The 24,619-nt window shown below is 36.7% G+C and carries 28 protein-coding genes; 23 read left to right on the forward strand and 5 right to left on the reverse strand.

Going from position 1 to position 24,619, the window contains the following annotated elements; translation table 11 throughout:
* The 6 genes from EHC72_RS08525 to EHC72_RS08550 all read left to right on the forward strand — a co-directional run.
* On the forward strand, positions 1-1,395 hold a 1,395-nt coding region (locus tag EHC72_RS08525), incomplete at its 5' end, for an RHS repeat-associated core domain-containing protein (protein WP_317126344.1).
* 6 nt (positions 1,396-1,401) lie between these two features.
* Positions 1,402-1,833, forward strand: a complete 432-nt coding sequence (locus tag EHC72_RS08530; protein ID WP_131537264.1) for a hypothetical protein — start codon at positions 1,402-1,404, stop codon at positions 1,831-1,833.
* A 488-nt stretch (positions 1,834-2,321) separates the two neighbouring features.
* Entirely contained in the window at positions 2,322-3,200 is an 879-nt protein-coding gene (locus tag EHC72_RS08535) for an RHS repeat domain-containing protein (protein ID WP_246029404.1), read from the forward strand.
* The gene (locus tag EHC72_RS08540) at positions 3,190-3,795 is read left to right on the forward strand and encodes a hypothetical protein (protein WP_131537265.1); all 606 of its coding nucleotides are present in this window, start codon (positions 3,190-3,192) and stop codon (positions 3,793-3,795) included. The genes EHC72_RS08535 and EHC72_RS08540 overlap by 11 nt, the downstream gene beginning before the upstream one ends.
* A gap of 45 nt (positions 3,796-3,840) precedes the next feature.
* Complete coding sequence (locus EHC72_RS08545; protein ID WP_131537266.1) at positions 3,841-4,482, forward strand: hypothetical protein; 642 nt, start codon at positions 3,841-3,843, stop codon at positions 4,480-4,482.
* A gap of 14 nt (positions 4,483-4,496) precedes the next feature.
* A complete protein-coding gene (locus EHC72_RS08550) occupies positions 4,497-4,937 on the forward strand; it encodes a tetratricopeptide repeat protein (RefSeq protein ID WP_131537267.1) in 441 nt (146 codons plus the stop codon).
* A 118-nt stretch (positions 4,938-5,055) separates the two neighbouring features.
* Here EHC72_RS08550 and EHC72_RS08555 read toward each other — a convergent pair whose 3' ends face one another.
* Complete coding sequence (locus EHC72_RS08555) at positions 5,056-5,238, reverse strand: hypothetical protein (RefSeq protein ID WP_131537268.1); 183 nt, start codon at positions 5,236-5,238, stop codon at positions 5,056-5,058.
* A 287-nt stretch (positions 5,239-5,525) separates the two neighbouring features.
* On the opposite strand from EHC72_RS08555, the gene EHC72_RS08560 reads away from it, so the two are divergent.
* From EHC72_RS08560 to EHC72_RS23195, 5 genes are all read left to right on the forward strand, one after another.
* Entirely contained in the window at positions 5,526-5,798 is a 273-nt protein-coding gene (locus tag EHC72_RS08560; RefSeq protein WP_165585792.1) for an NTF2 fold immunity protein, read from the forward strand.
* Between the two features lie 163 nt (positions 5,799-5,961).
* On the forward strand, positions 5,962-6,294 hold the full coding sequence (locus tag EHC72_RS08565; RefSeq protein ID WP_131537270.1) for a hypothetical protein: 333 nt from the start codon (positions 5,962-5,964) through the stop codon (positions 6,292-6,294).
* A gap of 307 nt (positions 6,295-6,601) precedes the next feature.
* Positions 6,602-6,862 carry a hypothetical protein gene (locus tag EHC72_RS08570; protein ID WP_131537271.1) on the forward strand — a complete coding sequence of 87 codons (261 nt, stop codon included), beginning with the start codon at positions 6,602-6,604 and terminating at the stop codon, positions 6,860-6,862.
* Positions 6,863-6,874: 12 nt separating this feature from the next.
* Positions 6,875-7,030: a hypothetical protein gene (locus EHC72_RS22660; RefSeq protein WP_165585793.1), complete on the forward strand. Its 156-nt coding sequence runs from the start codon at positions 6,875-6,877 to the stop codon at positions 7,028-7,030.
* Positions 7,031-7,036: 6 nt separating this feature from the next.
* Positions 7,037-7,165 carry a hypothetical protein gene (locus EHC72_RS23195; protein ID WP_262711063.1) on the forward strand — a complete coding sequence of 43 codons (129 nt, stop codon included), beginning with the start codon at positions 7,037-7,039 and terminating at the stop codon, positions 7,163-7,165.
* 203 nt (positions 7,166-7,368) lie between these two features.
* On the opposite strand, the gene EHC72_RS08575 is transcribed toward EHC72_RS23195, so the two are convergent.
* From EHC72_RS08575 to EHC72_RS08585, 3 genes are read right to left on the reverse strand one after another with little or no spacing between them, the layout of a single operon-like run.
* The gene (locus EHC72_RS08575; RefSeq protein ID WP_131537272.1) at positions 7,369-7,788 is read right to left on the reverse strand and encodes an arsenate reductase ArsC; all 420 of its coding nucleotides are present in this window, start codon (positions 7,786-7,788) and stop codon (positions 7,369-7,371) included.
* Positions 7,789-7,803: 15 nt separating this feature from the next.
* Positions 7,804-8,271 (reverse strand): DUF6428 family protein, encoded by a 468-nt coding sequence (locus EHC72_RS08580; RefSeq protein ID WP_131537273.1) that lies wholly within the window; start codon positions 8,269-8,271, stop codon positions 7,804-7,806.
* 57 nt (positions 8,272-8,328) lie between these two features.
* Positions 8,329-8,658, reverse strand: a complete 330-nt coding sequence (locus EHC72_RS08585; protein WP_131537274.1) for an ArsR/SmtB family transcription factor — start codon at positions 8,656-8,658, stop codon at positions 8,329-8,331.
* Between the two features lie 901 nt (positions 8,659-9,559).
* Here EHC72_RS08585 and EHC72_RS08590 point away from each other — a divergent pair.
* From EHC72_RS08590 to EHC72_RS08630, 9 genes are read left to right on the forward strand one after another with little or no spacing between them, the layout of a single operon-like run.
* Positions 9,560-10,669 (forward strand): porin, encoded by a 1,110-nt coding sequence (locus tag EHC72_RS08590; RefSeq protein WP_131537275.1) that lies wholly within the window; start codon positions 9,560-9,562, stop codon positions 10,667-10,669.
* A 42-nt stretch (positions 10,670-10,711) separates the two neighbouring features.
* On the forward strand, positions 10,712-12,142 hold the full coding sequence (locus tag EHC72_RS08595; RefSeq protein ID WP_131537276.1) for an anion permease: 1,431 nt from the start codon (positions 10,712-10,714) through the stop codon (positions 12,140-12,142).
* A gap of 10 nt (positions 12,143-12,152) precedes the next feature.
* On the forward strand, positions 12,153-12,833 hold the full coding sequence (locus EHC72_RS08600; RefSeq protein WP_131537277.1) for a succinate dehydrogenase cytochrome b subunit: 681 nt from the start codon (positions 12,153-12,155) through the stop codon (positions 12,831-12,833).
* Entirely contained in the window at positions 12,824-14,740 is a 1,917-nt protein-coding gene (locus EHC72_RS08605) for a fumarate reductase/succinate dehydrogenase flavoprotein subunit (RefSeq protein WP_131537278.1), read from the forward strand. Before EHC72_RS08600 ends, EHC72_RS08605 begins: the two co-directional genes overlap by 10 nt.
* 11 nt (positions 14,741-14,751) lie before the next feature.
* The gene (locus EHC72_RS08610) at positions 14,752-15,498 is read left to right on the forward strand and encodes a succinate dehydrogenase/fumarate reductase iron-sulfur subunit (RefSeq protein WP_131537279.1); all 747 of its coding nucleotides are present in this window, start codon (positions 14,752-14,754) and stop codon (positions 15,496-15,498) included.
* Between the two features lie 17 nt (positions 15,499-15,515).
* Positions 15,516-16,976 carry a TolC family protein gene (locus EHC72_RS08615; protein WP_131537280.1) on the forward strand — a complete coding sequence of 487 codons (1,461 nt, stop codon included), beginning with the start codon at positions 15,516-15,518 and terminating at the stop codon, positions 16,974-16,976.
* Positions 16,977-17,966, forward strand: a complete 990-nt coding sequence (locus EHC72_RS08620) for an HlyD family secretion protein (protein WP_131537281.1) — start codon at positions 16,977-16,979, stop codon at positions 17,964-17,966.
* Positions 17,966-19,150 (forward strand): ABC transporter permease, encoded by a 1,185-nt coding sequence (locus tag EHC72_RS08625; protein ID WP_131537282.1) that lies wholly within the window; start codon positions 17,966-17,968, stop codon positions 19,148-19,150. Before EHC72_RS08620 ends, EHC72_RS08625 begins: the two co-directional genes overlap by 1 nt.
* Positions 19,119-20,312, forward strand: coding sequence for an ABC transporter permease (locus EHC72_RS08630; RefSeq protein ID WP_131537283.1), 1,194 nt, complete (start codon positions 19,119-19,121; stop codon positions 20,310-20,312). Before EHC72_RS08625 ends, EHC72_RS08630 begins: the two co-directional genes overlap by 32 nt.
* A gap of 22 nt (positions 20,313-20,334) precedes the next feature.
* Here EHC72_RS08630 and EHC72_RS08635 read toward each other — a convergent pair whose 3' ends face one another.
* Positions 20,335-21,756: an aminotransferase-like domain-containing protein gene (locus EHC72_RS08635; protein WP_131537284.1), complete on the reverse strand. Its 1,422-nt coding sequence runs from the start codon at positions 21,754-21,756 to the stop codon at positions 20,335-20,337.
* A 106-nt stretch (positions 21,757-21,862) separates the two neighbouring features.
* Between EHC72_RS08635 and EHC72_RS08640 the strand changes: the two genes are divergently transcribed.
* The 3 genes from EHC72_RS08640 (at position 21,863) to EHC72_RS08650 (ending at position 24,506) form a co-directional block, all read left to right on the forward strand.
* On the forward strand, positions 21,863-22,735 hold the full coding sequence (locus EHC72_RS08640) for a DMT family transporter (protein WP_131537285.1): 873 nt from the start codon (positions 21,863-21,865) through the stop codon (positions 22,733-22,735).
* A gap of 95 nt (positions 22,736-22,830) precedes the next feature.
* Complete coding sequence (locus EHC72_RS08645) at positions 22,831-23,439, forward strand: RNA polymerase sigma factor (RefSeq protein WP_131537286.1); 609 nt, start codon at positions 22,831-22,833, stop codon at positions 23,437-23,439.
* A 74-nt stretch (positions 23,440-23,513) separates the two neighbouring features.
* Positions 23,514-24,506 (forward strand): FecR family protein, encoded by a 993-nt coding sequence (locus EHC72_RS08650; protein WP_131537287.1) that lies wholly within the window; start codon positions 23,514-23,516, stop codon positions 24,504-24,506.
* The last annotated feature ends 113 nt before the right edge of the window (positions 24,507-24,619 follow it).

Raw genomic sequence — 24,619 nt, forward strand, 5'->3', positions numbered from 1 at the left:
GCCAGTTCCCCTAACCTGGGTGAGGCAATTAGTTATGATGTGATGGGTAACATCACCAGCCTGACGCGAGATAACGCTGGGACCAACAATTATACAGGTTACACAGGTAACCAACTGACACAGATTATTGGTTTTACCAATAGTAGTTATGTATATGATGAAAACGGGAATTTAAAGAGCGATAGCCAAAAAGGGATTAACCTGAGCTATAACTACCTGAACCTGCCAACACAGGTAAGCGGGAACCAGAACATCACCTATACTTACAATACCGCAGGACAAAAACTAAAAAAGGTTAGTGGCATAAACACCACCGACTATATTGCTGGGATCCAATACACCAATGGTGCGATAGAATTTATCCAGACTGAGGAAGGTGTAGCGAGAAGAAACGGAACAGACTACAGTTACGAATATAACCTAACCGATCATTTGGGTAATGTGAGGGCTACTTTTTACAAGAACCCAGTTGGGCAACTGGCAGAAGTAATTCAAAGGGATGATTATTTTGCTTTTGGATTAAGGAAAATGGGTACTCCAAATTCAAATGTAAACAAGTACCTTTATAATGGCAAGGAGTTGCAGGAAGAGTTAGGGCAATACGATTACGGAGCAAGGTTCTATGACCCGGTGATTGGAAGATGGAATGTGGTGGATCCTGCATCTGAACTTGACAGAAAGACAACTCCTTATGCTTATGCATTTGATGATCCTATTCGGCATACCGATCCAGATGGAATGTTTGGAGAAGATGTAAATGATGATTTTGATCAAGTAGGACCTGGCCCAGGAGAATCTGCAGTAGCGATTGGAACTGGTACTGCTACCGTGGGTAGAACTGCTTGGGAAGGACTTAAATCTTTAGTTAAAGGGGTAGAAATTGTAGGCATTGGTACAGCAACTGCTATCGCTGGTACGGCTGCTTTAGTATTGACACCAGTGCCAAATAATGGAGGAATGAATGGCTGGAAGCCATCACCTAATCCAAATGGGCTTTTAGTCCCCGCTGGAGCGCTTACGTTTAAAGAAAGTATTGAATATACAAATAAGGTTAAGGGCGATTTTCAACAAAGAGCTAACAATAGTGTTCAGGCAACTGAAGAAAAAAGTACAAAAGGCGCAGCGAAAGGCTCTTTAAGCGAGACAAAAAAGGCTGTTTCGGAGGCTAAAAAAGAACTCGGACTTGAGCCTGGAACTAGTTTGCCAAAAGGAAAACAGGGTAAATATGGAAGTCCTCAAAGAGGGGATTCAAAAAAAGGATATAGATTGGATCCAGCACACCCTAATGCTAAGCCAGGTTCAGGGGAAGAGTATCCTCATGTAAATTGGTGGGATTACACAAATGGGAAAAGAGATAAAGGGGGTAGAGGTACCGCTATTCCAATACTTAAATAGAAAACTATGGATGAATTTAAAATTTCCTTATTTGAAGATGAGTATAAAGTAAGCTTTCCTTGTTATAAAAGCTTAAGTGATGTTGAATGTCAAAATTTATTGAAAATTATTTCGAACAAGTATACGATTCCTATTGAAAATATTGAAAAGGAGCTAATGCTAAAACAACATTTTTACGAAACTTCAAATGCTTTAGATAATTTTAGTTTAATAGACGCATTAGCTAAACTTCAAATAAAGCCATTAAAAAATGTGTTTGTTAACTGGGATGATTTTAAAAGTATCGACGTATTTAATTTAGATGATTTAAATAAATACTTCTTTGATATTTGGTTTCCTAGTTCTGATGATATTGATATATTCGATGAAAGTTTGAATTGGATATTATCAATAAGGCATGATGGTTGCATTAATTTTGTAATAGAGGATTTAAGCTAGCTATCCATAATGCACCTTTTTGTGTACCAATAAACCAAGCCCAGCTATTCGAGATGTTCCGGCGGTCATCTCGAACTAAAGATAAAGACGGATTTGAAATCCGAAAGAATAAAGCTTAGCGAGGCAAAAGCATATTAGACTTTGTTTTATTTAGCGTACATTTCAAGTAGCCCTGAATTAAAATTAACCCTAAACAAAAAAAGGAGCAAATTTTCATTGCTCCTTTTAATTATCTGCTTTTTGCTCTTGTTTGGAAATTTCCAAGCAGTCTGATATTGGAGGTATTACAATGCGATGAGGACATCACCTATACTTAGACACAATAGGGCAAAAACTAAGGAGGTTAGTGGAACAAATACCACCAATCATATAGCTGGTATGCATACACCAATGGTGCGATAGATTTTATCCAGACAGAGGAAGGTATTGCAAGAAGAAACGGAACAGATTACAGTTACGAATATAACCTGACCGATCATTTAGGTAATGTGAGGGCTACTTTTTACAAGAATCCAAACGGGCAACTAGCAGAGGTAATCCAAAGGGATGATTATTTTGCTTTTGGATTAAGGAAAATGGGTACTCCAAATTCAAATGTAAACAAGTACCTTTATAATGGCAAGGAGTTGCAGGAAGAGTTAGGGCAATACGATTACGGAGCAAGGTTCTATGACCCGGTGATTGGAAGATGGAATGTGGTGGATCCTGCATCTGAACTTGACAGAAAGACAACTCCTTATGCTTATGCATTTGATGATCCTATTCGGCATACCGATCCAGATGGAATGTTTGGAGAAGATGTAAATGATGATTTTGATCAGGAGGAAGGCCCTAAGCCCAAGCCTAAAGCGGCTGTTGCTGCAGCGGGAGCAGCCACAGTTGGCGGAGCTATTTGGAGGACACTTGCTGCTGTTGCAGAAGGTATAGAAATAGTCGGGACCGGTGCAGCGACAGCGGTTGCTGGTACAATTGCTTTGGTATTTTTACCGCAAGACATGGGAATGAATGGTTGGAAACCGTCAAAACCCTATCTTCCACCACCCATCGTACCTTCCATGCTAAAAAGTAATGAAAAAAAAGGTACCATCTATAAAGTACCTGGTGGCGCTACAAAAAGTGGAAAAGCTTATGTTGGGAGACACAATAAATCTACCCCTCAAAAAACTAGAAAATCTAAAGATGGAAGAGATAGGACCAAAGCTGAAGTTATCGACCACTATGATCCCAATAATAAGGAAGAAGGTCAATACAAAGAACAAAAAGCAATAGATGAAAATGGAGGAGTACAAAATTTGGATAATAAAAGAAGAGAAGTTAGTGAGGAGAGAATGAAAGAAATTGAAAAAAAACGAAAAAATGAGCAATGACACTAAAAGCAGCACAACGAAACTTTGGACTTGGTTTACTGAAATTTATAATGATTTTGGTGAAAACTTTGAAAATGAAGTTTTACTAAATAAGTTAGATGAAAAAATACTTTCTTTGGGGGATTTTGTATGGGAAGTTGGACCTGGAATTAAAAAAGATAACATGTTAGTTATATCTCCTGGTGGCGACTTGGATTTATTAAGTCAAACAAAGGAAATAGTTTCTTACGCTATACCTTGTGATGGCTGGGAATTTTATTATGCAAAACAGCCAAAACAATGGGAAGAAAAATTTATTTTTCAGAAAGATAATAATCAAACAATAGAGATAGATTGTTCTTCTTGGCAATACGTATTATTAAAGTATCAGGATGGTATGTTTGAAATAATTATCAAAGCACCTAATATTACAAATTTAAATTTTGATGAACAGCTAAGTGTCAGTGAAATTCTTTTGGATGGAGTGTTGGGCGAGGAATTAAGGATGCTAAGCATTGCTGATATAGATGTAGTAAATGATTTTGAAGAGGAGTATAAAGGAAAAGGATCAATCATTCAGGTTTTGAAGAATCATTTACTTAAATTGAGAGATTAACCGCTGGCGGAGGACTATGATGATGTTTCGCCATATAATTATGTATTGAATAATCCGATAAATTTCACTGACCCTGATGGAACTTGGGTTGATGATGCCCCAAAATACATAGCTTCGACTCGAATAGATGCAACAGGAAAGGTAATAAATCATATAAATGATAAGGATAATTCTATATATCAGATCATTAATGGTAGAGAAATTAAGATAGGTACAGAGAAAGCCGGAGTAGATTATAATCTATTTGTAGGCCAGCAGTTAGGCGCACTTCAGTATGATCCAATCCCACAACTAAGTACAGTATCGATAACGGCTAAAAAGCCGTCTTCGGCATGGGTTGCAATTGGGTTTGGTTTAACACTTCGCACGGGAAGTGGTTGGTTAGCAGAGGGTGCAAACCCTGAGCCTGTTTCAAAAACAATAGGTGCAATCGCTTTGACGGCTTATTCAGTACTTGTTGTAGCAGATGAAGCTACAAAACATTACTACGAAGCGAAGAAAGCTGAAGAGTGGGAAGGGCTTTTGTCTGGTGGTGCTGAACATACAAAAGGAGCAAGAGCAAGTAAAAAAGGCAAACATCAAAAAGGACAAGCAACAAAGATAAAAGCTCGTGGAGGTGAAAAGGGGGAAAATTTACCACCAAGAAAGCGTCCAAAGGGTTGGACTGGAAGCTGGCCACCAAAATAATAATATATAATAATATGAAAGGAGATAGGTTATATCAATTGGCCTTAAAGAAAGCATTGATGGAGGATGCTGATCTAAATGAGATTTTTGTTTTACTTGTCAAGGCAGCAAAGGTTGACAATTATAAAGCGATATATGCATTGGGAACATGGTATTTATTTGGCACCCATGTTAGGAAGGATGTTTTTAAGGCTTTTGAATTATTTTTAAAAGCAGCAAAAAATAATGTTCCAGAGGCTTGTTTTGATGTTGCAAATTCGTACGAAGAGGGGGTTGGAACGCAAAAAGATGTAAATGAAGCATTTGTTAATTATGTAAAAGCAGCTTTGTTAGGGCATAAACAATCTATTTATGAAGTTGGAAGACTATATTATTATGGTATTGGTGTGAAAAAAGATAGGCAATTGGCTAAAGTATGGCTTGATTTAGCTGAGTTTTATGGTATTAATGAATAATAGTTGAGAATCCAGCTATTCGAGATGTTCCGCAGGTCATCTCGAATTAAAGATAAGTCGGATTTGTAATCCGAAAGAATAGACAATGATGCAAAAACATAGTTGACCTTGTTTTTATTTAACGAATTGTTGAAGAACCCGGGCCTAAGCCTAAAGCAGCTGTATCAGCAGCAGGAGCAACCACAGTTGGAGCAGCTATTTGAAGGACACTTGCTGCTGTTGCAGAAGGTATAGAAATAGTCGAGACCGGTACAGCAAGCGGTTGCTGGTACAATTGCTTTGATATTTTTACCTCAAACAAAAAAAGCAGATATAAAATTTAGATATAAATAGAAAATGGAAGTAAAAATGTTTAATAAATGGGAACCTATTCCTGATATACCAAATGATTTATATTTTTTATCCTTATTCGATCAATTTAGTTCTTTAACCAAATGGTGTTAATAATTTACGAACAGGTTTTAACGGTTTTATAAATTCTGTAAGATCAGGGATTGCATTTTATCATTAATTAAAACAGAAACAATGAGATTATTTCATAGGAATATTAGATTGTGGTTTGTTATATTAATAACGGTTCCGCTTTTAGTGAAATGCCGTCCTGGTATAAGTCAAGCCGAGTGGGATATTAGTGAAGGGTATGTTCCGGATAGCACAACTGCGGTACAAATTGCACAAGTATTATTTGTTCGTGTTTATGGAGAGAAGGTACTTAAGAAAAAACCTTTTATTGCAACTTTGAAAAATGGAGATATATGGGTAGTAGAAGGAAGTGTAGATGAAGGTGTGGATGGAGGTGTTCCCCATATTGAAATTCAGAAGTCCGATGGTAAGATAGTTAAACTTTACCATTACAAATAAATACCCTTCATTTGGTAATAGAATTATGGCAAACCAGGTGAAGCTGTTAAAAATGTAGGGATTGGAGGTGTTTCATATGTAATTGGAGGATTTGGGGGAATCGCTGTTGGTGCCCTTATAAATTATAATAGCTTAACGTTTGTAGGTGGTTAATAATTATAAAATGGAGAAAAACTATTATTACAAGGTATATTTAGAAGTTGTGCTTAAAGGAGCAGATTTTGTATTTGGATTTATAAATATCTCAAATATTCCTTATAGCAAGCTTGAAGAGCTTTTTAGAGATCAAGTTATAGAAGAAAGATTTTTATTTGATGATTCGATAGGTTATTTTATAGAAGAAAAATTATATCTCGAACATAAAGAATATTTGGATAAAAATATCCCTTTCACTTTTGACTTTGATCTATTTGTTTATAGTGTAGGCCTTACTAGTGTTGAAGCACATAAATATAACAAAGATTATTATGAGTATTTGCCACCACTACTGGGGTAGTACCTCGCTGGCGCAAGCGTCCCGCTTGTCCCGAAATAATAAATGAAACCCCCGCTACTTTTGCTGGTACAAGTGAGGTTAGGCATTCAGGTACTACCGAGGGACAAAACAGCAGAGGGAAGCAGAAATACCCGCTATTCGAGATGTTTCACAGGTCATCTCGAATTAAAGATAAAGACGGATTTGAAATCCGAAAGTATAAAGACAGCCATGTAAAAGTATAGTTGGCTTTGTTTTATTTAGCGTGTATTTCGAGTAGCTCCTATCGGATAATTAGCACAATAGCCTGGTCTTAAGTAGCTTGGTAATGGTCTGGAATGACTTGGTAACTGACTGGAATGGCTTGGTAACGGTCTGGAATGACTTGGTAACAGTCGCAATTGACTTGGTAACGGTCTGGAATGACTTGGTGACGTTCCAGAATGACATGGTAACGGTCTGGGATGACATGGTAACGGTCTGGAATGACATGGTAACGGTCTGGAATGGCTTGGTAACGGTCTGGAATGGCTTGGTAACGGTCTGGAATGGCTTGGTAACGGTCTGGAATGGCTTGGTAACGGTCTGACATGACTTGGTAATGGTCTGGAATGGCTTGGTAACGGTCTGGAATGGCTTGGTAATGGTCTGGAATGACTTGGTAACGGTCTGGAATGACATGGTAACGGTCTGGAATGGCTTGGTAACGGTCTGGAATGGCTTGGTAACGGTCTGGAATGGCTTGGTAACGGTCTGACATGACTTGGTAACGGTCTGGAATTACATGGTAACGGTCTGGAATGACTTGGTAATGGTCTGGAATGACTTGGTAACGGTCTGGAATGACTTGGTAACGATCGCAAATAACTTGCAAATCTACAGTGTGTATTAAGTCTTAGGCTCTGTTCAATAAACTATGTCATTGATTAAATCTGTTCTCAAAAAATACAGCAAAAGGTTAAAATTGTTGGGTTTGTTGTTTAAAGTATATATTCTATTTTGATTGTTTTGATTTATTTCAAAACAATCAAAATAGAATATCATCAATAATTTGATCTACGCTTTTTATTACTGGAAACCTTTATTTGGTTCATATTATGCTTTTATGAATGTGTTTATAAAATTCTCAGTATAATTTTTAATCAGATTTCTTACTTCTATAAATTGAAGATTGATTTCTTCTTTCGTTCCTATAGCTTTTGCCGGATCAGGAAAATTATAATGAAATTTTATGGCTTTGGTAGGAAAGTAGGGGCAACTTTCTTTAGCATGGTCGCATACGGTAATTAAATAATCAAAATCTAGATCCAAATATTCACTGATATTATTGGATGTATGTGCAGAAATATCTATTCCATCAGCTTTCATAACCTCAATTGCTTTTGGGTTTACACCATGAGTTTCTATTCCAGCGCTATAAACTGCGGCTAAGTTTCCTGCAAAATACCTTAAATAACCTTCAGCAATCTGACTGCGGCAACTATTGCCTGTACAAAGCACGAGGATCTTTTTCATTTGAAATTTCTTAAATTAGCAACATCCACCACCTGGCGCACAATTTGAACCCGACGAAAGATTAATCAGATTAACTTTTTGCTTTGCAACTGGTACACCGCATTTATCCATAGCCAGGCAAGCAGTTTTCTTTGATAACAGAATGAAGTTTTGACCATTGTAATCCAGGTCGTATTTGCCAATGGTTTCTGCCTGATATTCAACTTCAATTTCAAGATCTTCCATACCCAAAATTTTTTCTGAAAGAGAGATAATACTAAGTAATTTACTAGGTTTTAAGCGATGTTCGTAGTCATTTGCATCCCATAACTGAAAATTGGCTACTTTTTCATGGCGTACTATTCCTCCGCAATCAATAAAATCTTTAGTGATAATACCAACCTCAGTTACATGGAAGTTCTCTGGCACCATTGTTCCGTTTTCCAGTTGAAAATTTACGCCCTGAGCTTGGCTTAAGTGGTTTTTAATTTCTGATAGTTTCATTTTGTATTTTTAATTAAGATTCAATCGTAATTTTACGATTGAATCGGGTAAAAAATTTTAACAGCAATTAACTTCGCCTTTGTAAGAAGAAAAGAAATTGCCTAATTGATTTTGAATTAATTTCCAGGTTACGGGGTTAATGCAATAACAAATACTTACGCCCTCAATGGTGCCTTGGATAATGCCAGCATTTTTCAACTCTTTTAAATGTTGTGATATAGTTGCTTGGGCAAGACCAAGTTCTTCTACTAAATCACCACAAATACAAGTATTAGACACTAAAATACGTTGCAAAATAGCAATACGAGCAGGATGTGCCATTGCCTTTAAAAATTGCGCCAGCTTATTTTGCTCTTCTGTAAATATTTCTGTTTTGCTTAGCCCCATAATTGTATCGCAATATTACGATTAATTGTTTTGTTTCCAAAAAATATTTAATTTCTTTTTCGGAACGGATAAGGGGTAAGACGCAAATCCATTATTATTTCTACATTCGTTGTGATAATTGAAAAGAATTTCTTAAAAATGAAAATGAAAGAACTTACTATAATTGGATTGGGCGGTGTAGGAGGCTATTCTACCAAGAGGATTACCTTATACATTTATTGTTAACGCCTTAGGTGTAGTAATTATGTATGAGTTGTTCTAGAATAAAACCATCGGTAGAGAAACAAAATATAGGGCTAAACCAATTTGGATTCCTCTTCTAATTGCATTGGCTATTTTTATTCCACTTATGATTTGGATAGTTTATAATAGGAACGCCATTGCATAAAATTTATGATACTTTCTTTTAAACCTAATTAAAAATCCTCATCACTTTTTAAACTGATGCCTGTCAATTTATTGCCATTACTTTGCTATACCTTTGATCGTAATTAGAGACATAAATAATAGAAAAAAACTACAAAAGAATAGAGTCTCATTGTAGCTTAATTTTTTTTTATTAAATTGCTATCAATCAAACCTGGCAAAATGAAAATCATAATCTACCTAAAAATTACCGATCAACATTTATTGCAGCCGTTCAAAAAAGAGCGTTGTCCATTTATTCAAAACACCCCCAACAGTTGGTGATAAATAATAGAATATGGATCAGAATGTTCAAAGCTTAAGGAAATTTCTTTCGGGCTTTAATTATCGAATTTATTCGTGCGAACTTTTCATGCCTATATTTTATTCATTTTCGATTTCGAATACGATGGATTTTATGATTTATAATTAAATTTTATAAAAAATAAATCAAACAGTTTGCTGTTTTAAAATTTCAAATTCTAAACGCTTATCTATGAAAATACTCTACTTTTTTATTTTTCTATTTTTTCCTTATCTCGTATTTAGTCAAGGCATTGATGTAGCTGTTTCTGAAAAAGCAAAAATCAATTTTTCAGGTATGATTCAAACACAGTTCAATTATTCTTTGGATAAGGATATTGATATTAATGGTTTGCATCATTCTGGCGATGAGCAGTTTTCTCATAATTCCTTTTCAGTTAAAAGAGCTCGTTTTCAGGTAAATGCGGTAATAAACGACCGTATCAATGCGGTTGTATTGGTCAATTTTGGCGATTTTACGGGTAATCCACAAAATAAGGTTTTAGAAAACGCATATATTAAATATAGCGTAAACGATTATATTAATTTTCAATTTGGACAATTCAGACCGCAGTTTGGTCAGGAAGATAACTATCCCGTTGATTTTGTACGCTCGGTTGATTATTCAAATCAATATTATTTGTTTGGTGCCAATAGTTGGCAAAGTTTTCAAATAGGGGTTAGCTATTTTGGTGAAATTAAACATTCTGCTATTCCAATAAAATATTATGTTGGTGTTTACAACGGTAATAATCGCAATCAGGTGAGTGATAATGATGATGGAAAAATTTTTCCTGCACGTGTTGTTTTAGGTCTATCAAAAAGTATGTTGTTAGGGATAAGCGGAGGTGCAGGTAAAAATCTTGGACAAAAAATTTGGGCTTATGGTGCAGATGTAGATTATAAAAAAGCTTTGAATGAGCGTTGGGGAGTAGAGTTTGTTTCTGAATATAAGCAGGGAATTAATAGTGTTGCCTTTTTTAAGCAAACCGACGCCATTGTACCCATTAGCGAATATGCTATGCGTGGTATTTATGCACAGCCAAATGTTTGCTATAACATTAAAAATTCGAGATTGAAAAACCTTGAGCTCGCCATGCGTTATGAATACCTGGATGCCGATTTTAAGCGGTCGGGAAATGCAAGACAAAGTTATATACCCATGGTTAGCGCTTCTTTTGCCGAAGCTTATGCCATTAGGATTCAAGTGGGTTTGCTAATGGATCGCTACGAAAGAAATATTCCAAATACTACAGAGTACAATACCAATAGAATTATTTGTCAGGTACAAGCTCGTTTTTAAGGCTTTATTTACCACTATTAAACCTGTTTTAATCTCAAAACCATGAAAGAAATTAATTACAAAATGTTGCTGGTTACGCTCGCTTTCGGGCTGCTGATTTGGTTTCTGCCAATTCCTGATGGTGTTAAACCCGAAGCCTGGCATTTGCTGGCTATATTTTTGGCAACAATTCTTGGTATCATTTTAAAAGCGGCTTCCATGGGCACCATGTCTATGATTGCCATTGCAATGGTTGCCATAACAGGTGTTTTAGCACCTGGTAATCCTGGTAAATCCATCACATTAGCACTAAGCAGTTTTGGTGATAAAGTAATTTGGTTAATAGGAATTTCCTTCTTTATAGCCCGTGGATTTATAAAAACAGGCTTAGGAAGCCGGATTGCTTATTTGTTTATCAGGGTTTTTGGGCGGAGCTCCTTAGGTTTAGGTTATGGGCTTGGACTTGCAGATTTAGTTTTAGCGCCAGCTATACCAAGTAATACAGCAAGAGGTGGCGGTATTATTTACCCCATTATGAAATCAATGGCACTTAATTTTGGCTCTATTCCAGAAAAAGCCGAAACACATAGAAAATTAGGTGCTTACCTATCTTTAAATTGCTATAACATCAATTTAATTACTTCAGCTATGTTTTTAACTGGAACGGCAAGTAACCCAATGTGTCAAAAATTTGCAGCCGATTTAGGCATTCACATCACCTGGATGTCGTGGATGTGGGCGGCATTAATCCCAGGAATAATTTCGCTAATTGCAGTTCCTTACATTCTTTATAAAATTTATCCACCGGAATTAAAGAAAACAGATGGCGCAACAAAAATGGCGGCAGAAAAACTAAAGGAAATGGGTGCTGTAACCAAAAACGAATGGCTTATGCTTACCGCCTTTGTAGTTTTGCTTGTGCTGTGGGTTACCGGAGATATTTTTAAAATTGATGCCACAACAACCGCATTTATTGGTTTGGTATTTTTACTTCTATCACAAGTTTTAACCTGGGATGATGTAAAAAGCGAAAAAGGAGCCTGGGATACTATCGTTTGGTTTTCCGCTTTGGTTATGATGGGAAGTGCTTTAAACCAATTAGGATTAATTCCGTGGTTTAGCGGTTTGGTTAAAAATAAAATTGGTGAAATGAGCTGGACAATGGCTTTTCCAATTATCATTCTCGTTTATTTTTATAGCCATTATATGTTCGCCAGCGCAACAGCACATGTAGCTTCTATGTACGCAGCACTTCTTGGCGTAGGTGTAAGTATTGGCATTCCGCCAATGTTACTTGCACTTTCTTTAGGTTATTGCGGTGGCATTTTTGGTACATTAACTCATTACGGGCATGGTCCGGCACCAGTATTTTTTGGTAGCACATTTGTCGAAGTTCGAGATTGGTGGTCTAGGGGCTTTATTCTCAGTATTGTATTTTTAGTTATTTGGATGGGAATTGGCGGCCTTTGGTGGAAAGTTATTGGCATATATTAATTTCAAAATCATGAGGCAAAATAATAAAATAGCAACCTTGATGCGCAAAACGCTGATGGCACTTACCGGATTATTTCTCTGTTTTTTTCTGGTGATACATTTACTTGGTAATTTACAGTTATTAATGCCTGCAATGCAAGCAAAAGTAAGTTTTAACAGTTATTCGCATCTGCTATCCGGCAACATTTTCATTAAAATTATATCTTATGTTCTTTATTTATCCATTATAATTCACTGTTTAGATGCCTTGTTGATTACCATTTACAATAAAAAAACTGCAGGTAAATATGTGCTGGATAAAAGAGGGGCAACCAGTAAATGGTATTCCAGAAACATGGGGATTTTAGGTACCCTAATTTTAATTTTTCTGGTTTTCCACTTTAAGGATTTTTGGTATCAATATAAATTTAAACAATTGCCTTTAGATGAAGAAGGAAATAAGGATTTGTATACTATTGTGATAGCTGCATACCAAAATTGGTGGTATGTAATGTTTTATGTCCTTTCTATGTTTGCTTTGGGCTATCATTTGTTACACGGCTTTTTCAGCGCAGCACGATCTTTGGGTATTTATCATCCAAAGTATGTAAACTGGATCAGGGCTTTTGGTCGTGGCTATAGCTACACTATTACCATCGGCTTTGCCATTATTCCCATTTACATTTATTTAACAAGATTCTTATGGAGTTAAACGCAAAAATACCTCCTGGTCCTTTGAAGGATAAGTGGAGCCATTACAAAGACCATGCAAAATTGGTGAATCCCGCCAACCGGAAAAAGATGGATATTATAGTGGTAGGCACAGGTTTGGCAGGCAGTTCTGTTGCTGCTTCAATGGCAGAAATGGGTTACAACGTGAAATCTTTCTGCTTCCAGGATTCTGCCAGAAGGGCACATTCCGTAGCCGCACAAGGTGGGGTAAATGCGGCTAAAAATTATAAAAATGATGGTGATAGCGTTTATCGCATGTTTTATGATACCATTAAAGGAGGTGATTTTCGTTCAAGAGAAGCCAATGTTTATCGCCTAGCAGAATGTTCAGCGCAGCTGATCGATCAAGCGGTAGCACAAGGTGTACCCTTTGGACGCGAATACGGCGGTTATTTAAATAATCGATCTTTTGGTGGCGTACAGGTTAGTCGTACTTTTTATGCACGCGGACAAACCGGGCAACAACTTTTGCTTGGTGCCTATCAGGCTTTAATGCGGCAGGTTGCCGCAAAAACGGTACAACTTTATACTCGGCATGAAATGCTCGATGTAGTGGTTTCGGATGGTAAAGCAAGAGGCGTTATTGTGCGTAATTTAGATACCGGAGAGATAGAAAGACACAGCGCACATACTGTAATTTTAGCAACGGGCGGTTTTGGCAAAATTTATTATTTATCAACGCTCGCAATGGGTTGTAATGCATCAGCTATTTGGCGTGCACATAAGAAAGGAGCTTTAATGGCATGTCCCAGCTGGACTCAGGTTCATCCAACTTCTTTGCCACAATCGGGAGATTACCAATCCAAGCTAACCTTAATGTCCGAATCTTTGCGAAATGATGGTCGCATTTGGGTGCCATTAAAAGAAGGTGAAAATAGAAAGCCAAACGATATTCCCGACAATGAAAGAGATTATTATTTAGAGCGCCGTTATCCTGCGTTCGGTAATCTTGCACCTCGTGATATTTCTTCCAGAGCTGCAAAAGAGCGTATTGATGCTGGTTTTGGTGTTGGACCACAGAGAAATGCTGTTTACCTCGATTTTTCAAAAGCAATAAGAGAACAGGGGAAAGCCCGTATTCAGGAAAAGTATGGCAATTTATTTGAAATGTATAGAAAAATTACCACTACGGATGCCTATACAGAGCCAATGATGATTTCGCCAGCGGCACACTTTTCTATGGGTGGCTTGTGGGTAGATTACGAATTAATGACTACCATTCCAGGTTTATTTGCCTTAGGTGAAGCGAATTTTTCAGATCATGGAGCAAACAGATTAGGCGCAAATTCTTTATTGCAAGCCTGTGTAGATGGTTATTTTATAGCGCCATACACCATTTCAAACTACCTTTCGGCAGAAATAAAAACAGAAAAACTTTCAACAGATAGCGCCGTTTTCGAAGAAGCCGAAAAAAATGTAAAAGCGCAATTAACTAGATTACTCACTATCAATGGAAATAAAACTTCAGATTTTTATCACAAAACTTTGGGTAAACTGTTGTACGATCATTGTGGATTATCAAGAAGTAAGAGTGGTTTAATAAAGGCCATTGAAGAGATTAAAGCTTTAAGAGCAGATTTTTATCAAAACTTAAAAGTTTCTGGTACCGAAAATGAAATGAATGGTGAATTAGAAAAAGCAGGTCGAATTGCTGATTATCTTGAAGTTGCAGAGTTGATGTGTATGGATGCATTAACGCGTGAAGAATCTTGCGGAGCACATTTTAGAGAAGAATATCAAACACCAGAAGGCGAAGCGATAAGAAATGATGTGAAATTTTGTTTCGTATCGGCGTGGCAATGGCAGGGAGAAAACAAAGAAGAAGTTTTAATTCCGGAGCCTTTACACTTTGAAAATGTTGAATTAACGGTAAGAAGTTACAAATAAAACGATCAGCTATGAAGATTTATCTAAAAATATGGAGACAAAGTGATGCTTCGAGTGCCGGCAAAATGGTTGATTATGAACTTGATAATGTCGTTTCTCATATGTCTTTTTTGGAGATGATGGATACCCTTAATGAGCAATTAATTCTCAAGGGAGATAGGCCTGTAGAGTTCGATCACGATTGTAGGGAAGGCATTTGCGGGCAATGTGGGATGATGATAAATGGAAGGGCGCATGGCCCAATAGCGCATTTAACTACCTGCCAGTTGCACATGCGGGAGTTTAAGGATGGTGATACCATTTATATTGAGCCTTTTAGAGCAACGGCATTCCCTGTAAAAAGAGATTTAAGAATAGATCGATCTGCTTTTGACCGAATTGTGATGGCCGGAGGATTTGTTTCTGTCAATACAGGGCAAGCACCAGAGGCTAATGGTATTCCAATTACACATGAAAACGCAGAATCTGCTTTTGATTCTGCCGCTTGTATAGGTTGCGGTGCTTGTGTTGCAACTTGTAAAAATTCCAGTGCTGCTTTATTTACTTCAGCAAAAATTTCTCACCTGGCTAAATTGCCCCAGGGTAAAATGGAATCGCGAAAAAGAGCTTTAACCATGGTACAACAAATGGATAACGAATTATTTGGTCATTGTAGCAACACCGAAGCCTGTGAAGTGGAGTGCCCACAAAATATTTCAGTATTAAATATTGCCCGTATGAATTGGGAATTTTCATTGAGCAAAATTTTAAAGAAATAAGTAAATTAATAGCACAAATGAGGATAGAAATTAAGAAACTTAGAGGCTATTTGCTCTTATCAGCGCTTATTTTAACTTGTTTTAAGGTTAATGCACAAAATACTACTTCGCTTCAGGATTGCTTTAACCTTGCCCGCCAAAATAATATGCTGGTTAAACAGGCTAAATCGGCATTGCTATCAGGGCAATATAATTTACAAGCCGAAAAGAAAAGCTATTTGCCAAAGGTTGATCTTTTATCCAGCTATACCTATTTAAGTAGCCCTTTAACGGTAAATTTGCAAACCGTAAAGGATGGTATTGTAGATGGATCATCTAGGCAAAGTGTAAATGCAGCGAATGAGGTTTTTAAGGAAATAACAGGTAATAATCTTTCTCAAACCGTACAGGACAGGATTTACAATACATCTAAAAATGTTATTGGTGCAATTTATCCTGATTATAATCCACCGTTAAGCAAGCAATCTTATTTTGTTGCAGGTGTGGGTTTTAGGCAGCCTATATTTTTAGGTAATAAATTGGATGCAGCGGGCAATCTCGCTCAATCTATTGTTACATCTGCCAATATCAATGTGGATTTAGTAGGCAAAGAGGTTGAATTTTTAATCGCTTTGCAATATCTTAAAATATTGTACCTCAATACAATGTTAAATAAACAACAGGCGATGGTTGCTGCATTGGATAAAAATAAAACCTATGCAAATGAGTTGGTTAAGAATCAAATTTTAGCTCCTTATCAAAAAAGCTGGACTAACGTGGTTTTAATTCAAGCGCAAAATCAATATAGCAACATAAAGCTCGAAAAGCAAAATGCACTGGTAGAGCTTAACAAATTAATGGGCGTACCGCTGGATTCAAATATTGTTGTAACAGATACTCTAAAATATGCAGTGGTTAATCCGGTATCTCCGCAAGGCGATTACTGGTCTGATAATCCAATTTATAAAATGGCAGGCAGCAAGCGTGCTTATGCTAAAACTGCTGAAAAAATCAGTAAATCTTTTTCATTACCCAATATTTTTGCTGTAGGAAATTATAATCTCTACCAAAAAGATTTACCCGTTTTAATGCCGGATTGGTTTGTTGGGGTAGAACTTCAATGGACAATTTTTAATGGGCAAACGCGTAAAAGAACACTAGCAGCACGCCAATTAGTAGAAGAAACCAACTTGGCAGAAGAAAATGCAAGTTTAACTTTACAAGTTCAAACTAAGGTAGCCCGAAATAAAATGGTTGCACTGCAAAATGACGTTTCATCGTTGGATAGTGCCAGAAAAGAAGCACATACCACAAGTAGGTTAATTACCGAAAGGATGAAAAATCAGTTATCCTCTCCTAAAGATGTAAATGATGCGCTCGTTATTGAAACCGAAATAGAAAAGGGGTATCATACAGCAGTTTTTGGTTATTATATGGCTTTAGCGGCTTATCTTAATAGTTTGGGCAAGCCAACACAAATCACTCAATATATCAAATAGATGAAAGAGATTATAAAAAATTATTGGGCAGTGCTCATTCCTGTATTGGTTGTGGTTATTGCATTGTTCTTTTTCCTATCGGGAAATAAAGAAAATGAAAACAATTATATTGGTATGGTTGATGCTTCCAGTGTGGATGTTGCCGCAGAATTTCCTGGCAGATTAGATTCTTTATTGGTGCATCAAGGAGATACCGTTAAAGCCGGACAGTTGGTTGCCATATTAAGATCCAACGAAATTAATGCCGTAAAGGCACAAGCTTTAGCTGCAATTGATGCGGCTAAGGGGCAGCAAGAATTACTAACTCAAGGTGCAAGGCCCGAGCTTATTGAAGCAACGTCCAAGCTTTACCAGATTAGTGAAGAGCAGTATAAACTTTTTAGTACTACTTATGATAGGATGGAAAGATTGTACAATGCTGATGTAATTTCTGGACAGGAAAAAGATGTATTTTATTTCAAATATCAGGCTGCTAAAAAGGAAATGGAAACCGCAAAGCTAAATTTGCAAATGCTTAAAAATGGAGCTCGCCCCGAGTTGCTTAAAACGGCAAATGCCATTGTAAAACAGGCTGAGCAGGCATATGAATTAACAAAGGCACTTGGTGATAATACTAAAGTTTATGCACCGGCAGATGGTGTAATTTCTAGCTTGGTAACCCATCAGGGCGAAATCGTATCTATCGGTTACCCAATGATGACTATAGAAAAAAAGAATTCTACCTTACTTCGTTTTAATATCCGACAGGATAAAGCCAATGCATTAAAGGTTGGAACGATAGCATCTGTACGGGTGCCAGGTTGCGAGCCAGAAACATTTAAGGTTAAGGTTTCTGCCATTTCACCAACGTTGGAATTTGCCAATTGGGTGCCATCAAAAGATAAAGGTGAAATGGAATTGAGAACTTTTACTATAGAGTTTAAACCGGAGGATGGCTCAAATGTTAAAGGGCTACGTTCGGGCATGACAGCTTCTTTAATCCTTCCTTAATGAGTAGAATAGGTCAAATTATCTTTAGAGAATGGAAAAGGATTCTCAGCTTAAAGGTGTTTTACCTGGTGATGCTGATTGTACCTATATTGCTTTTTTCATTTTATGCCTTAATTTATCAAAAACATGAAGCTAAACACATGGCTTTTGCCATTTGGGATGAAGATCAAAGTCCTGTAAGCAGGCAGCTCATATTTTTATTAGAACAAAAGGAAGCTTTAAATATTACAAAAAGAGTAAATAGCGAAGCAGAAATACAACAACTGATTCAAAAAGGAGAAATATTGGGTGCAATTCACTTCCCTCTAAACTTGCAGAAAAACATTTATAGCAGGCATCCTTCCACCGTTACACTTTACACTAATGCGGCATCACTTGTGCCAGCAAAAATGGTTTATAAAGCTGTTGCAGAAGTTGTTATAACGGGGAGTTCTGGTGTAATTCTACAAAAGTTAGTTAAAACAGGAATGAAAGAAGATCGGGCTATGGCACTTGCAAATCCTATCAAATTAAATTCCTACCAACTTTATAACGCTACTTATAATTATCAAGAATATTTGGTTCCTGGTTTAATTACTGTAGGCATGCAAATGATTTTAATTATTAGCAGCATGCTCGCTTTAAACTACGAGTGGAAAACCGAAACCATGCAAGATTTGTATAATCTTGCCCGTGGTTCTGCTTGGCGGGTTGTTGCGGGTAAAACAATTGCACATTTAGTGGTTAGCTGGTTAAATTTTGTAATCATCGCCTTTATAATTTTTCCTTTTTTTGATATTGGAGTCTCATCTGCTACAGGAAAGTTTTTTGTAGTTTATACTTTACTCTCTCTGGCATGTATTGGTATAGGCATGTTTATTTCTGCTTTGTTTAAAGATGTTATGCTAGCGGGCGATACCGCACTCTTTTATACTTCGCCAGCCTTTGTATTTAGTGGTTTTACTTTTCCACGCTGGGCTATGCCATGGTACGATCAGTATTATGCAACCATAATGCCCTATACGCCTTTTTTGGATTCGTTTTTTAAAGTTTACTACATGAACCTGCCTTTACACTATGCACAGGCAGATATAAATAAACTATTGCTTTTTTGTGTCGTAATGTTTCCAACAGCGATTTTATTGTTTCAACCTAAATTTAATCCCAGCACAGATGAAAAAAAAGTTGCAGCCATCGCTGATTAAGTTATTTTTTAGGGAAGCATCATTAGTCGCAAAAGATCATAGTTTGCTGCTTACTTTATTAATTGCTCCGTTGCTTTATGCTTTTTTTTATGGAAGTATTTACATCAACAAAGAAGAACAAAATGTAAAACTAGCCGTAGTTGATGATGACCATTCGAGGTTATCAAGATTGTTGCAGCAAAATATTGATAATTCTCCCATTGTGGAGTTAATTCATTTTCCTAATCTGCAAGAAGCAGAAGAACAAATGTATCAGGGGAACTGTCAAGGCTATTTTTATATTCCAAAGGGAACAGAAAACAACTTACTATCTATAAAGCAAAGTAATGTGATATTGGCAGTAAATGCTGCCCGTTTTTTACCTTCAAGTGATTTATTACTCAATGTACAGCAAATTTGTCTAACCATTGGCGCTGGTGTGCGACTTCAATATTTTCAGAAAAGTGAGGGAATGAGTACCACAGCATCAATGGAAAATGTAATGCCTATTAATTTAGATTACAGACCACTTTTTAATGAACGATCTAGCTATGGAGCTTTTTTATTACCGGGTTTACTGGCTTTAATTCTGCAACAAACCCTGTTAATTGGTTTATCTGAGAGCGTTGCCGGAGAAAGACAACATTTAAGGTTACCAGCATGGCTAGGAGGCCGAATATCAAACGGAATTTGGGGCAAGGGTTTGTTTTACCTGATTTTATTTTCAGCCTATGCATTTTTCTTTTTAAATGTAAACTATAGCCTACTTAATTTGCCGATGCGAGGTAACGGCTTTCAGTTAAGTATTTTGCTTGTGCTGTTTATTTTAACCTTAATTCCGATGGCACAATTTATTGGTTCATTGTTTAAATCGCAACTACTTTGCCTGCAAATGATGGCGTTTTCTACCTACCCAATTTTTTTAATTACAGGTTATTCTTGGCCTTTTGAATCTTTACCAACAATATTACAATGGCTTTCACAATTGTTGCCCACCACACCGTTTCTTAAAATATATACCAGCGTGGTGCAATCTGGAGCCAGTATTTGGGCTAATCCAGGGGCAATTTTACACCTCGTTTTACTGTGGGCCTTTTACAGTTTTATTTGCCATTTAAGGATGTGGTATTTGGTTAATAGAATTAAAAATTCACAATCAGAAAATCTGATTGTGAAAAGCTAAATAAAAAGAATTGTTAGGGTAACTAGTCTTTTGCAAGCATTTTTGCCAGGTTTCCAAGTTGCCTTAGTTTAAATTTAATATCGTCAGACCATGGCAATCCAATGCAAAGCCTCATACAATTTTGAAATTGATTTTGTACGGTAAACATACGCCCTGGAGAAATACTAATCTGCTTTTTCATCGCCAAATCATATAATTCTGTTGTATCAATTCCTTTATCAAATTCAACCCAAAGTGATAATCCACCTTGCGGTCTGCTGGTTTTTGTTCCTTTGGGAAAGTACTCTGCAATGGCTTGCACATAATTTTGATAATTGCTTTGCAAAATCCGTCGTAAACCACGGATATGAGTTTCGTAGCCACCAGTTTTAAAAAAGTTTCCAACGGCCTCATGCACAATAGAAGGTGAGGATATAGAGTGCACCAACTTTAACTTTAAAACTTTTTCTTTGTATTTTCCAGGTGCAATCCAACCTGCCCGATAGCCTGGCGCTAACGTTTTAGAAACAGAGCTACACCACAAAACATTTCCATCTAAATCAAAATATTTACAGCATTTTGGACGATGTGTACCAAAATACAAATCGCCATATACATCATCTTCAATCAGCGGAATATCATGTTTTGATAAAAGTTCTACTACTTCTCTTTTATTTTCGTCGGGCATGCAACTGCCAATTGGCGCATTAAAATTTGGTATTAATAAACAAAGGTTGATTGTAGAAATCACTTTCTTTAAAGCATCTATTTCTATGCCTGTAATGGGGTGTGTAGGCAATTCTAGTACTTTTAAACCCAAGCTTAAAGCCAGTTGAAAAATACCAGGATAACATGGGCTTTCAATTGCAATTGTATCGCCAGGCTTACCTAAAGCCATAAGCGCAAGAGATAGTGAGTTTACGCCACCGCTTGTGGTAATTATATCGTCTTCGGTCAAATTGCCACCCCACGCCAAAGATCTTACAGCAATCATTCTCCTCAATTTTACATTGCCTTGCAAAGGTTCGTACTCCGTTCCACCTTCTTCAAGCGTTCTTGTAGCCAATACAATTTCCTTCTTTAGTTTCGCCAGCGGCAACAAATTTCCTGATGGCACACCGATAGAAAAAAGAGTAAGGTCGTTTCGCCCAATATTGGAATAAACCTTAGTTATGAGTTCGTTTGGTTCATGGTCTTTTGTCATTAATAATGGTTTACTTACCGCCGGTAACGGAAGTTTTAAGAACAATAGTTTACTTACGAAAAAGCCCGATTGTGGTTTCGATTCAACTAAAGATTGAGCCTCCAGTTCTAAAAAAACACGTTTTGCCGTATTCATACCAATGCCATGTTCTTGACAAAGCATTCTTACAGAAGGCAATTTATCTCCTGCTTTTAATACACCGTTTCTAATTTGAGCGGCAATTCCATTTGCAATTTCATTGTATATAAAAACTTTAGTCATTTTACTTTATAACTGTGTCCATTCAAATATATAAAACTGATACTGTATTTGCTTTAAACTCCTTTGCATTTTTGTACAACAATTACATTTATAAAAGAAATATATCATGAAATCTATAGAAAATACTTCCGCAGGGTGGATAAACGGTTTTATCGGAGTACTTATTTTTAGTGGCTCCATGCCCGCCACACGATTAGCGGTTTTAGATTTTAATCCATTTTTTTTAACGGTAGCTCGTGCAGCTATCGCTGGTTTGCCTGCACTTTGTGCTTTGCTTATTTTTAAAGAAAAGCGCCCTACAAGTAAGCAGTTATCCTCTTTATTAATTGTTGCTTCGGGCGCTGTATTAGGTTTTCCACTGCTTTCCTCTTTAGCTTTACAATATATAACTTCTGCGCATTCGCTAGTATTTTTAGGATTACTACCAATGGTTACTGCCATATTTGGAGTATTGCGAGGTGGAGAGCGCCCGAAGCCCGTATTTTGGCTTTTCTCTATAATCGGTAGTTGTTTAGTGGCAGGTTATGCTATTGCTCAAGGCATCAATGCATCGCCCATTGGGGATATATTAATGCTATTAGCCGTTGTGTTATGTGGACTAGGGTATGCAGAGGGTGCTAAACTATCTAAAACTTTAGGCGGTTGGCAGGTTATTTCATGGGCATTGGTATTGGCATTACCCGTTGTACTTCCTTTGTTATTCTTCTTACGGCCTGCAACATTTGAAGGTATTGGTACAGGCGCATGGTTTGGTTTAGGATATATTGGTCTGTTCAGTATGTTTATTGGTTTTATATTTTGGTATCGTGGTTTGGCACAAGGCGGTATTGCAACCGTTGGACAATTACAGTTGTTGCAACCCTTATTTGGGTTAGCGCTTGCCGCTACTTTACTCCATGAAGCAGTTAGCATAGGCATGTTAGGCATAATGGCAGGTGTAATTATATGTGTAGCAGGTACTAAAAGATTTGCAAGATAAGTTGTGCAGATGGTGCTGCGGGTGGGATTGTTAAAACCCTGTTCATATTTTTTTTAATAGAAAAAAATCTCTAACATTGGGCACAATAGCTTTTCATGCACGTAAAACAATCAGTACCGCTTCAAGATATTGAGCTATTGCTTAAACTAAAAGATGGAAATCCATCAGCATTTGCCGAAATTTATAATCAGTATAGAAGCAAAATATTAGTTTATGCAACCGCTTTATGCAAATCAGCAGATCTTGCGGAAGAGATTGTACAAGAAGTTTTTATAAAAATTTGGCAAAAGAGAATGCAAATAAACCCGGATATGCATTTTGGTGCCTACATCAAAAAAATAACCCTTAATCACGTTCTTAACCATTTAAAAAAAATTTCGAGAGAGAAATTACTGCAAAAAGAATTATTTAGTTACATAGAAGTTTTAAGAAATAGTACCGAAGAAAATTTATTCGAAAAAGAGCTCCTTAAAACGTATGATGAGGCTATAAATAATTTACCGCCCCAAAAGAAACTCATCTATTATATGAGCCGAACGGAAGATTTGAGCCATGATGAAATAGCCCAAAAACTCAGTATATCCAAAAATACAGTCAAAAATCACATGGTAGAAGCAACTCGCTTTATCCGTAATTATGTAAGTAAAAATGATAGTGTGATTTGCTTTCTCATTGTAGCCTCAAATTATTTTCATTCCAACTAGTCCTATAGTCTTTCGCAGTTGTATTAGGTATAAACAAGGCGGGCAGCGCAGCTCGTTTTGCTTATTTAAACGCGGTGAACGAACAGCAGCAATTAGAAAAACTCTATAAATTATATTTAAGTAATCAATGTAGCGAAGAAGAACTAGAACGTTTTTTTGAGCTTCTTGAGCATCAAGATGATGATAATGAAATTTTAGAATTAATGGCTGCCACCTGGGATAACACACATACGTTACCAGATATTGATCTTATTCCGGATTTCCTTCCGGTTGAAGCAAAGCAAATTAAATTACAAACTGCACCACTTATAGGGATAAATCTGCGCAGGTTTATCGGTTCTGCAGCGGCAATATTAGTTGTAGCAATTGGCATATACTTTTTTAGGTCAAACTTAAGCAGTTTTATTAATCCAGTGCACCAACAAGAAATTTGGAGTAAGGCAGGAGAAAGGAAGAAAATACAGCTGGCAGATGGTTCTAAAATTTGGCTTAGTCCAAATAGTAAGTTGAATTATCCTGATCAGTTTAATGATAAACAAAGGATTGTTAGCCTTGATGGGGAAGCCTTTTTTGAAGTTGCGCACGATGAAAAACACCCCTTTATTATTAAAACAGGCAAGGTTAATACAGCCGTACTTGGAACAAGCTTTAACATTTCGGCATACTCAAAAGAAAATACGGTAAATGTTACGTTGGTTAGTGGTAAGGTGGCTGTAGCGCTGGCAACTAAAAACAAAACGTACACAGAAATTATATTGCCCAATCAGCAAGTTATTGTTGATAGAAATAATGAAAAGCTAAGTAAAATAAATTACCCTGATGCTGCTTCTTTCTTAAATAAAAGGCTAGGTATTTACGAATATAAGGGCATTGCCTTAAAACAAGTGCTCCAGGATATAGAGATGCAGTATAATTTACACATCAACCTGAATAATAATTTATTAGAAAAAACATTTTACGGCAATTTAAACATGAACGATTCCATTACTCAAACTTTAAATAAGTTGTGTACCGTAATGGAAATAACATGGGAAAAGAAAGGGGAACAATATGAAATTATAAAATAAATGCCTGTTTCTGTAAAACAGAATCCAGGCAAATATCCAATCAACTTAAATGTCTTAGCCTTGAGAACTATCAGACATTATAAATTAATATTAATCATAAAGTTATGAAACCT

The organism is Pedobacter nototheniae, assembly GCF_004335085.1.
Lineage (GTDB): Bacteria > Bacteroidota > Bacteroidia > Sphingobacteriales > Sphingobacteriaceae > Pedobacter > Pedobacter nototheniae.

Excerpts from the sequence above, each read along its gene's own strand:
- EHC72_RS08590 (WP_131537275.1), top strand. The coding sequence starts at position 9,560 with ATGAAAATACTCTACTTTTTTATTTTTCTATTTTTTCCTTATCTCGTA.
- EHC72_RS08565 (WP_131537270.1), top strand. The coding sequence starts at position 5,962 with ATGGAGAAAAACTATTATTACAAGGTATATTTAGAAGTTGTGCTTAAA.
- EHC72_RS08605 (WP_131537278.1), top strand. The coding sequence starts at position 12,824 with ATGGAGTTAAACGCAAAAATACCTCCTGGTCCTTTGAAGGATAAGTGG.
- EHC72_RS22660 (WP_165585793.1), top strand. The coding sequence starts at position 6,875 with ATGGTCTGGAATGGCTTGGTAACGGTCTGGAATGGCTTGGTAATGGTC.
- EHC72_RS08620 (WP_131537281.1), top strand. The coding sequence starts at position 16,977 with ATGAAAGAGATTATAAAAAATTATTGGGCAGTGCTCATTCCTGTATTG.
- EHC72_RS08630 (WP_131537283.1), top strand. The coding sequence starts at position 19,119 with ATGAAAAAAAAGTTGCAGCCATCGCTGATTAAGTTATTTTTTAGGGAA.
- EHC72_RS08625 (WP_131537282.1), top strand. The coding sequence starts at position 17,966 with ATGAGTAGAATAGGTCAAATTATCTTTAGAGAATGGAAAAGGATTCTC.
- EHC72_RS08585 (WP_131537274.1), bottom strand. The coding sequence starts at position 8,658 with ATGGGGCTAAGCAAAACAGAAATATTTACAGAAGAGCAAAATAAGCTG.
- EHC72_RS08640 (WP_131537285.1), top strand. The coding sequence starts at position 21,863 with ATGAAATCTATAGAAAATACTTCCGCAGGGTGGATAAACGGTTTTATC.
- EHC72_RS08530 (WP_131537264.1), top strand. The coding sequence starts at position 1,402 with ATGGATGAATTTAAAATTTCCTTATTTGAAGATGAGTATAAAGTAAGC.
- EHC72_RS08540 (WP_131537265.1), top strand. The coding sequence starts at position 3,190 with ATGAGCAATGACACTAAAAGCAGCACAACGAAACTTTGGACTTGGTTT.
- EHC72_RS08635 (WP_131537284.1), bottom strand. The coding sequence starts at position 21,756 with ATGACTAAAGTTTTTATATACAATGAAATTGCAAATGGAATTGCCGCT.
- EHC72_RS08645 (WP_131537286.1), top strand. The coding sequence starts at position 22,831 with ATGCACGTAAAACAATCAGTACCGCTTCAAGATATTGAGCTATTGCTT.
- EHC72_RS08595 (WP_131537276.1), top strand. The coding sequence starts at position 10,712 with ATGAAAGAAATTAATTACAAAATGTTGCTGGTTACGCTCGCTTTCGGG.
- EHC72_RS08550 (WP_131537267.1), top strand. The coding sequence starts at position 4,497 with ATGAAAGGAGATAGGTTATATCAATTGGCCTTAAAGAAAGCATTGATG.
- EHC72_RS08580 (WP_131537273.1), bottom strand. The coding sequence starts at position 8,271 with ATGAAACTATCAGAAATTAAAAACCACTTAAGCCAAGCTCAGGGCGTA.
- EHC72_RS08615 (WP_131537280.1), top strand. The coding sequence starts at position 15,516 with ATGAGGATAGAAATTAAGAAACTTAGAGGCTATTTGCTCTTATCAGCG.
- EHC72_RS08570 (WP_131537271.1), top strand. The coding sequence starts at position 6,602 with ATGGTCTGGAATGACTTGGTAACTGACTGGAATGGCTTGGTAACGGTC.
- EHC72_RS08600 (WP_131537277.1), top strand. The coding sequence starts at position 12,153 with ATGAGGCAAAATAATAAAATAGCAACCTTGATGCGCAAAACGCTGATG.
- EHC72_RS08610 (WP_131537279.1), top strand. The coding sequence starts at position 14,752 with ATGAAGATTTATCTAAAAATATGGAGACAAAGTGATGCTTCGAGTGCC.
- EHC72_RS08575 (WP_131537272.1), bottom strand. The coding sequence starts at position 7,788 with ATGAAAAAGATCCTCGTGCTTTGTACAGGCAATAGTTGCCGCAGTCAG.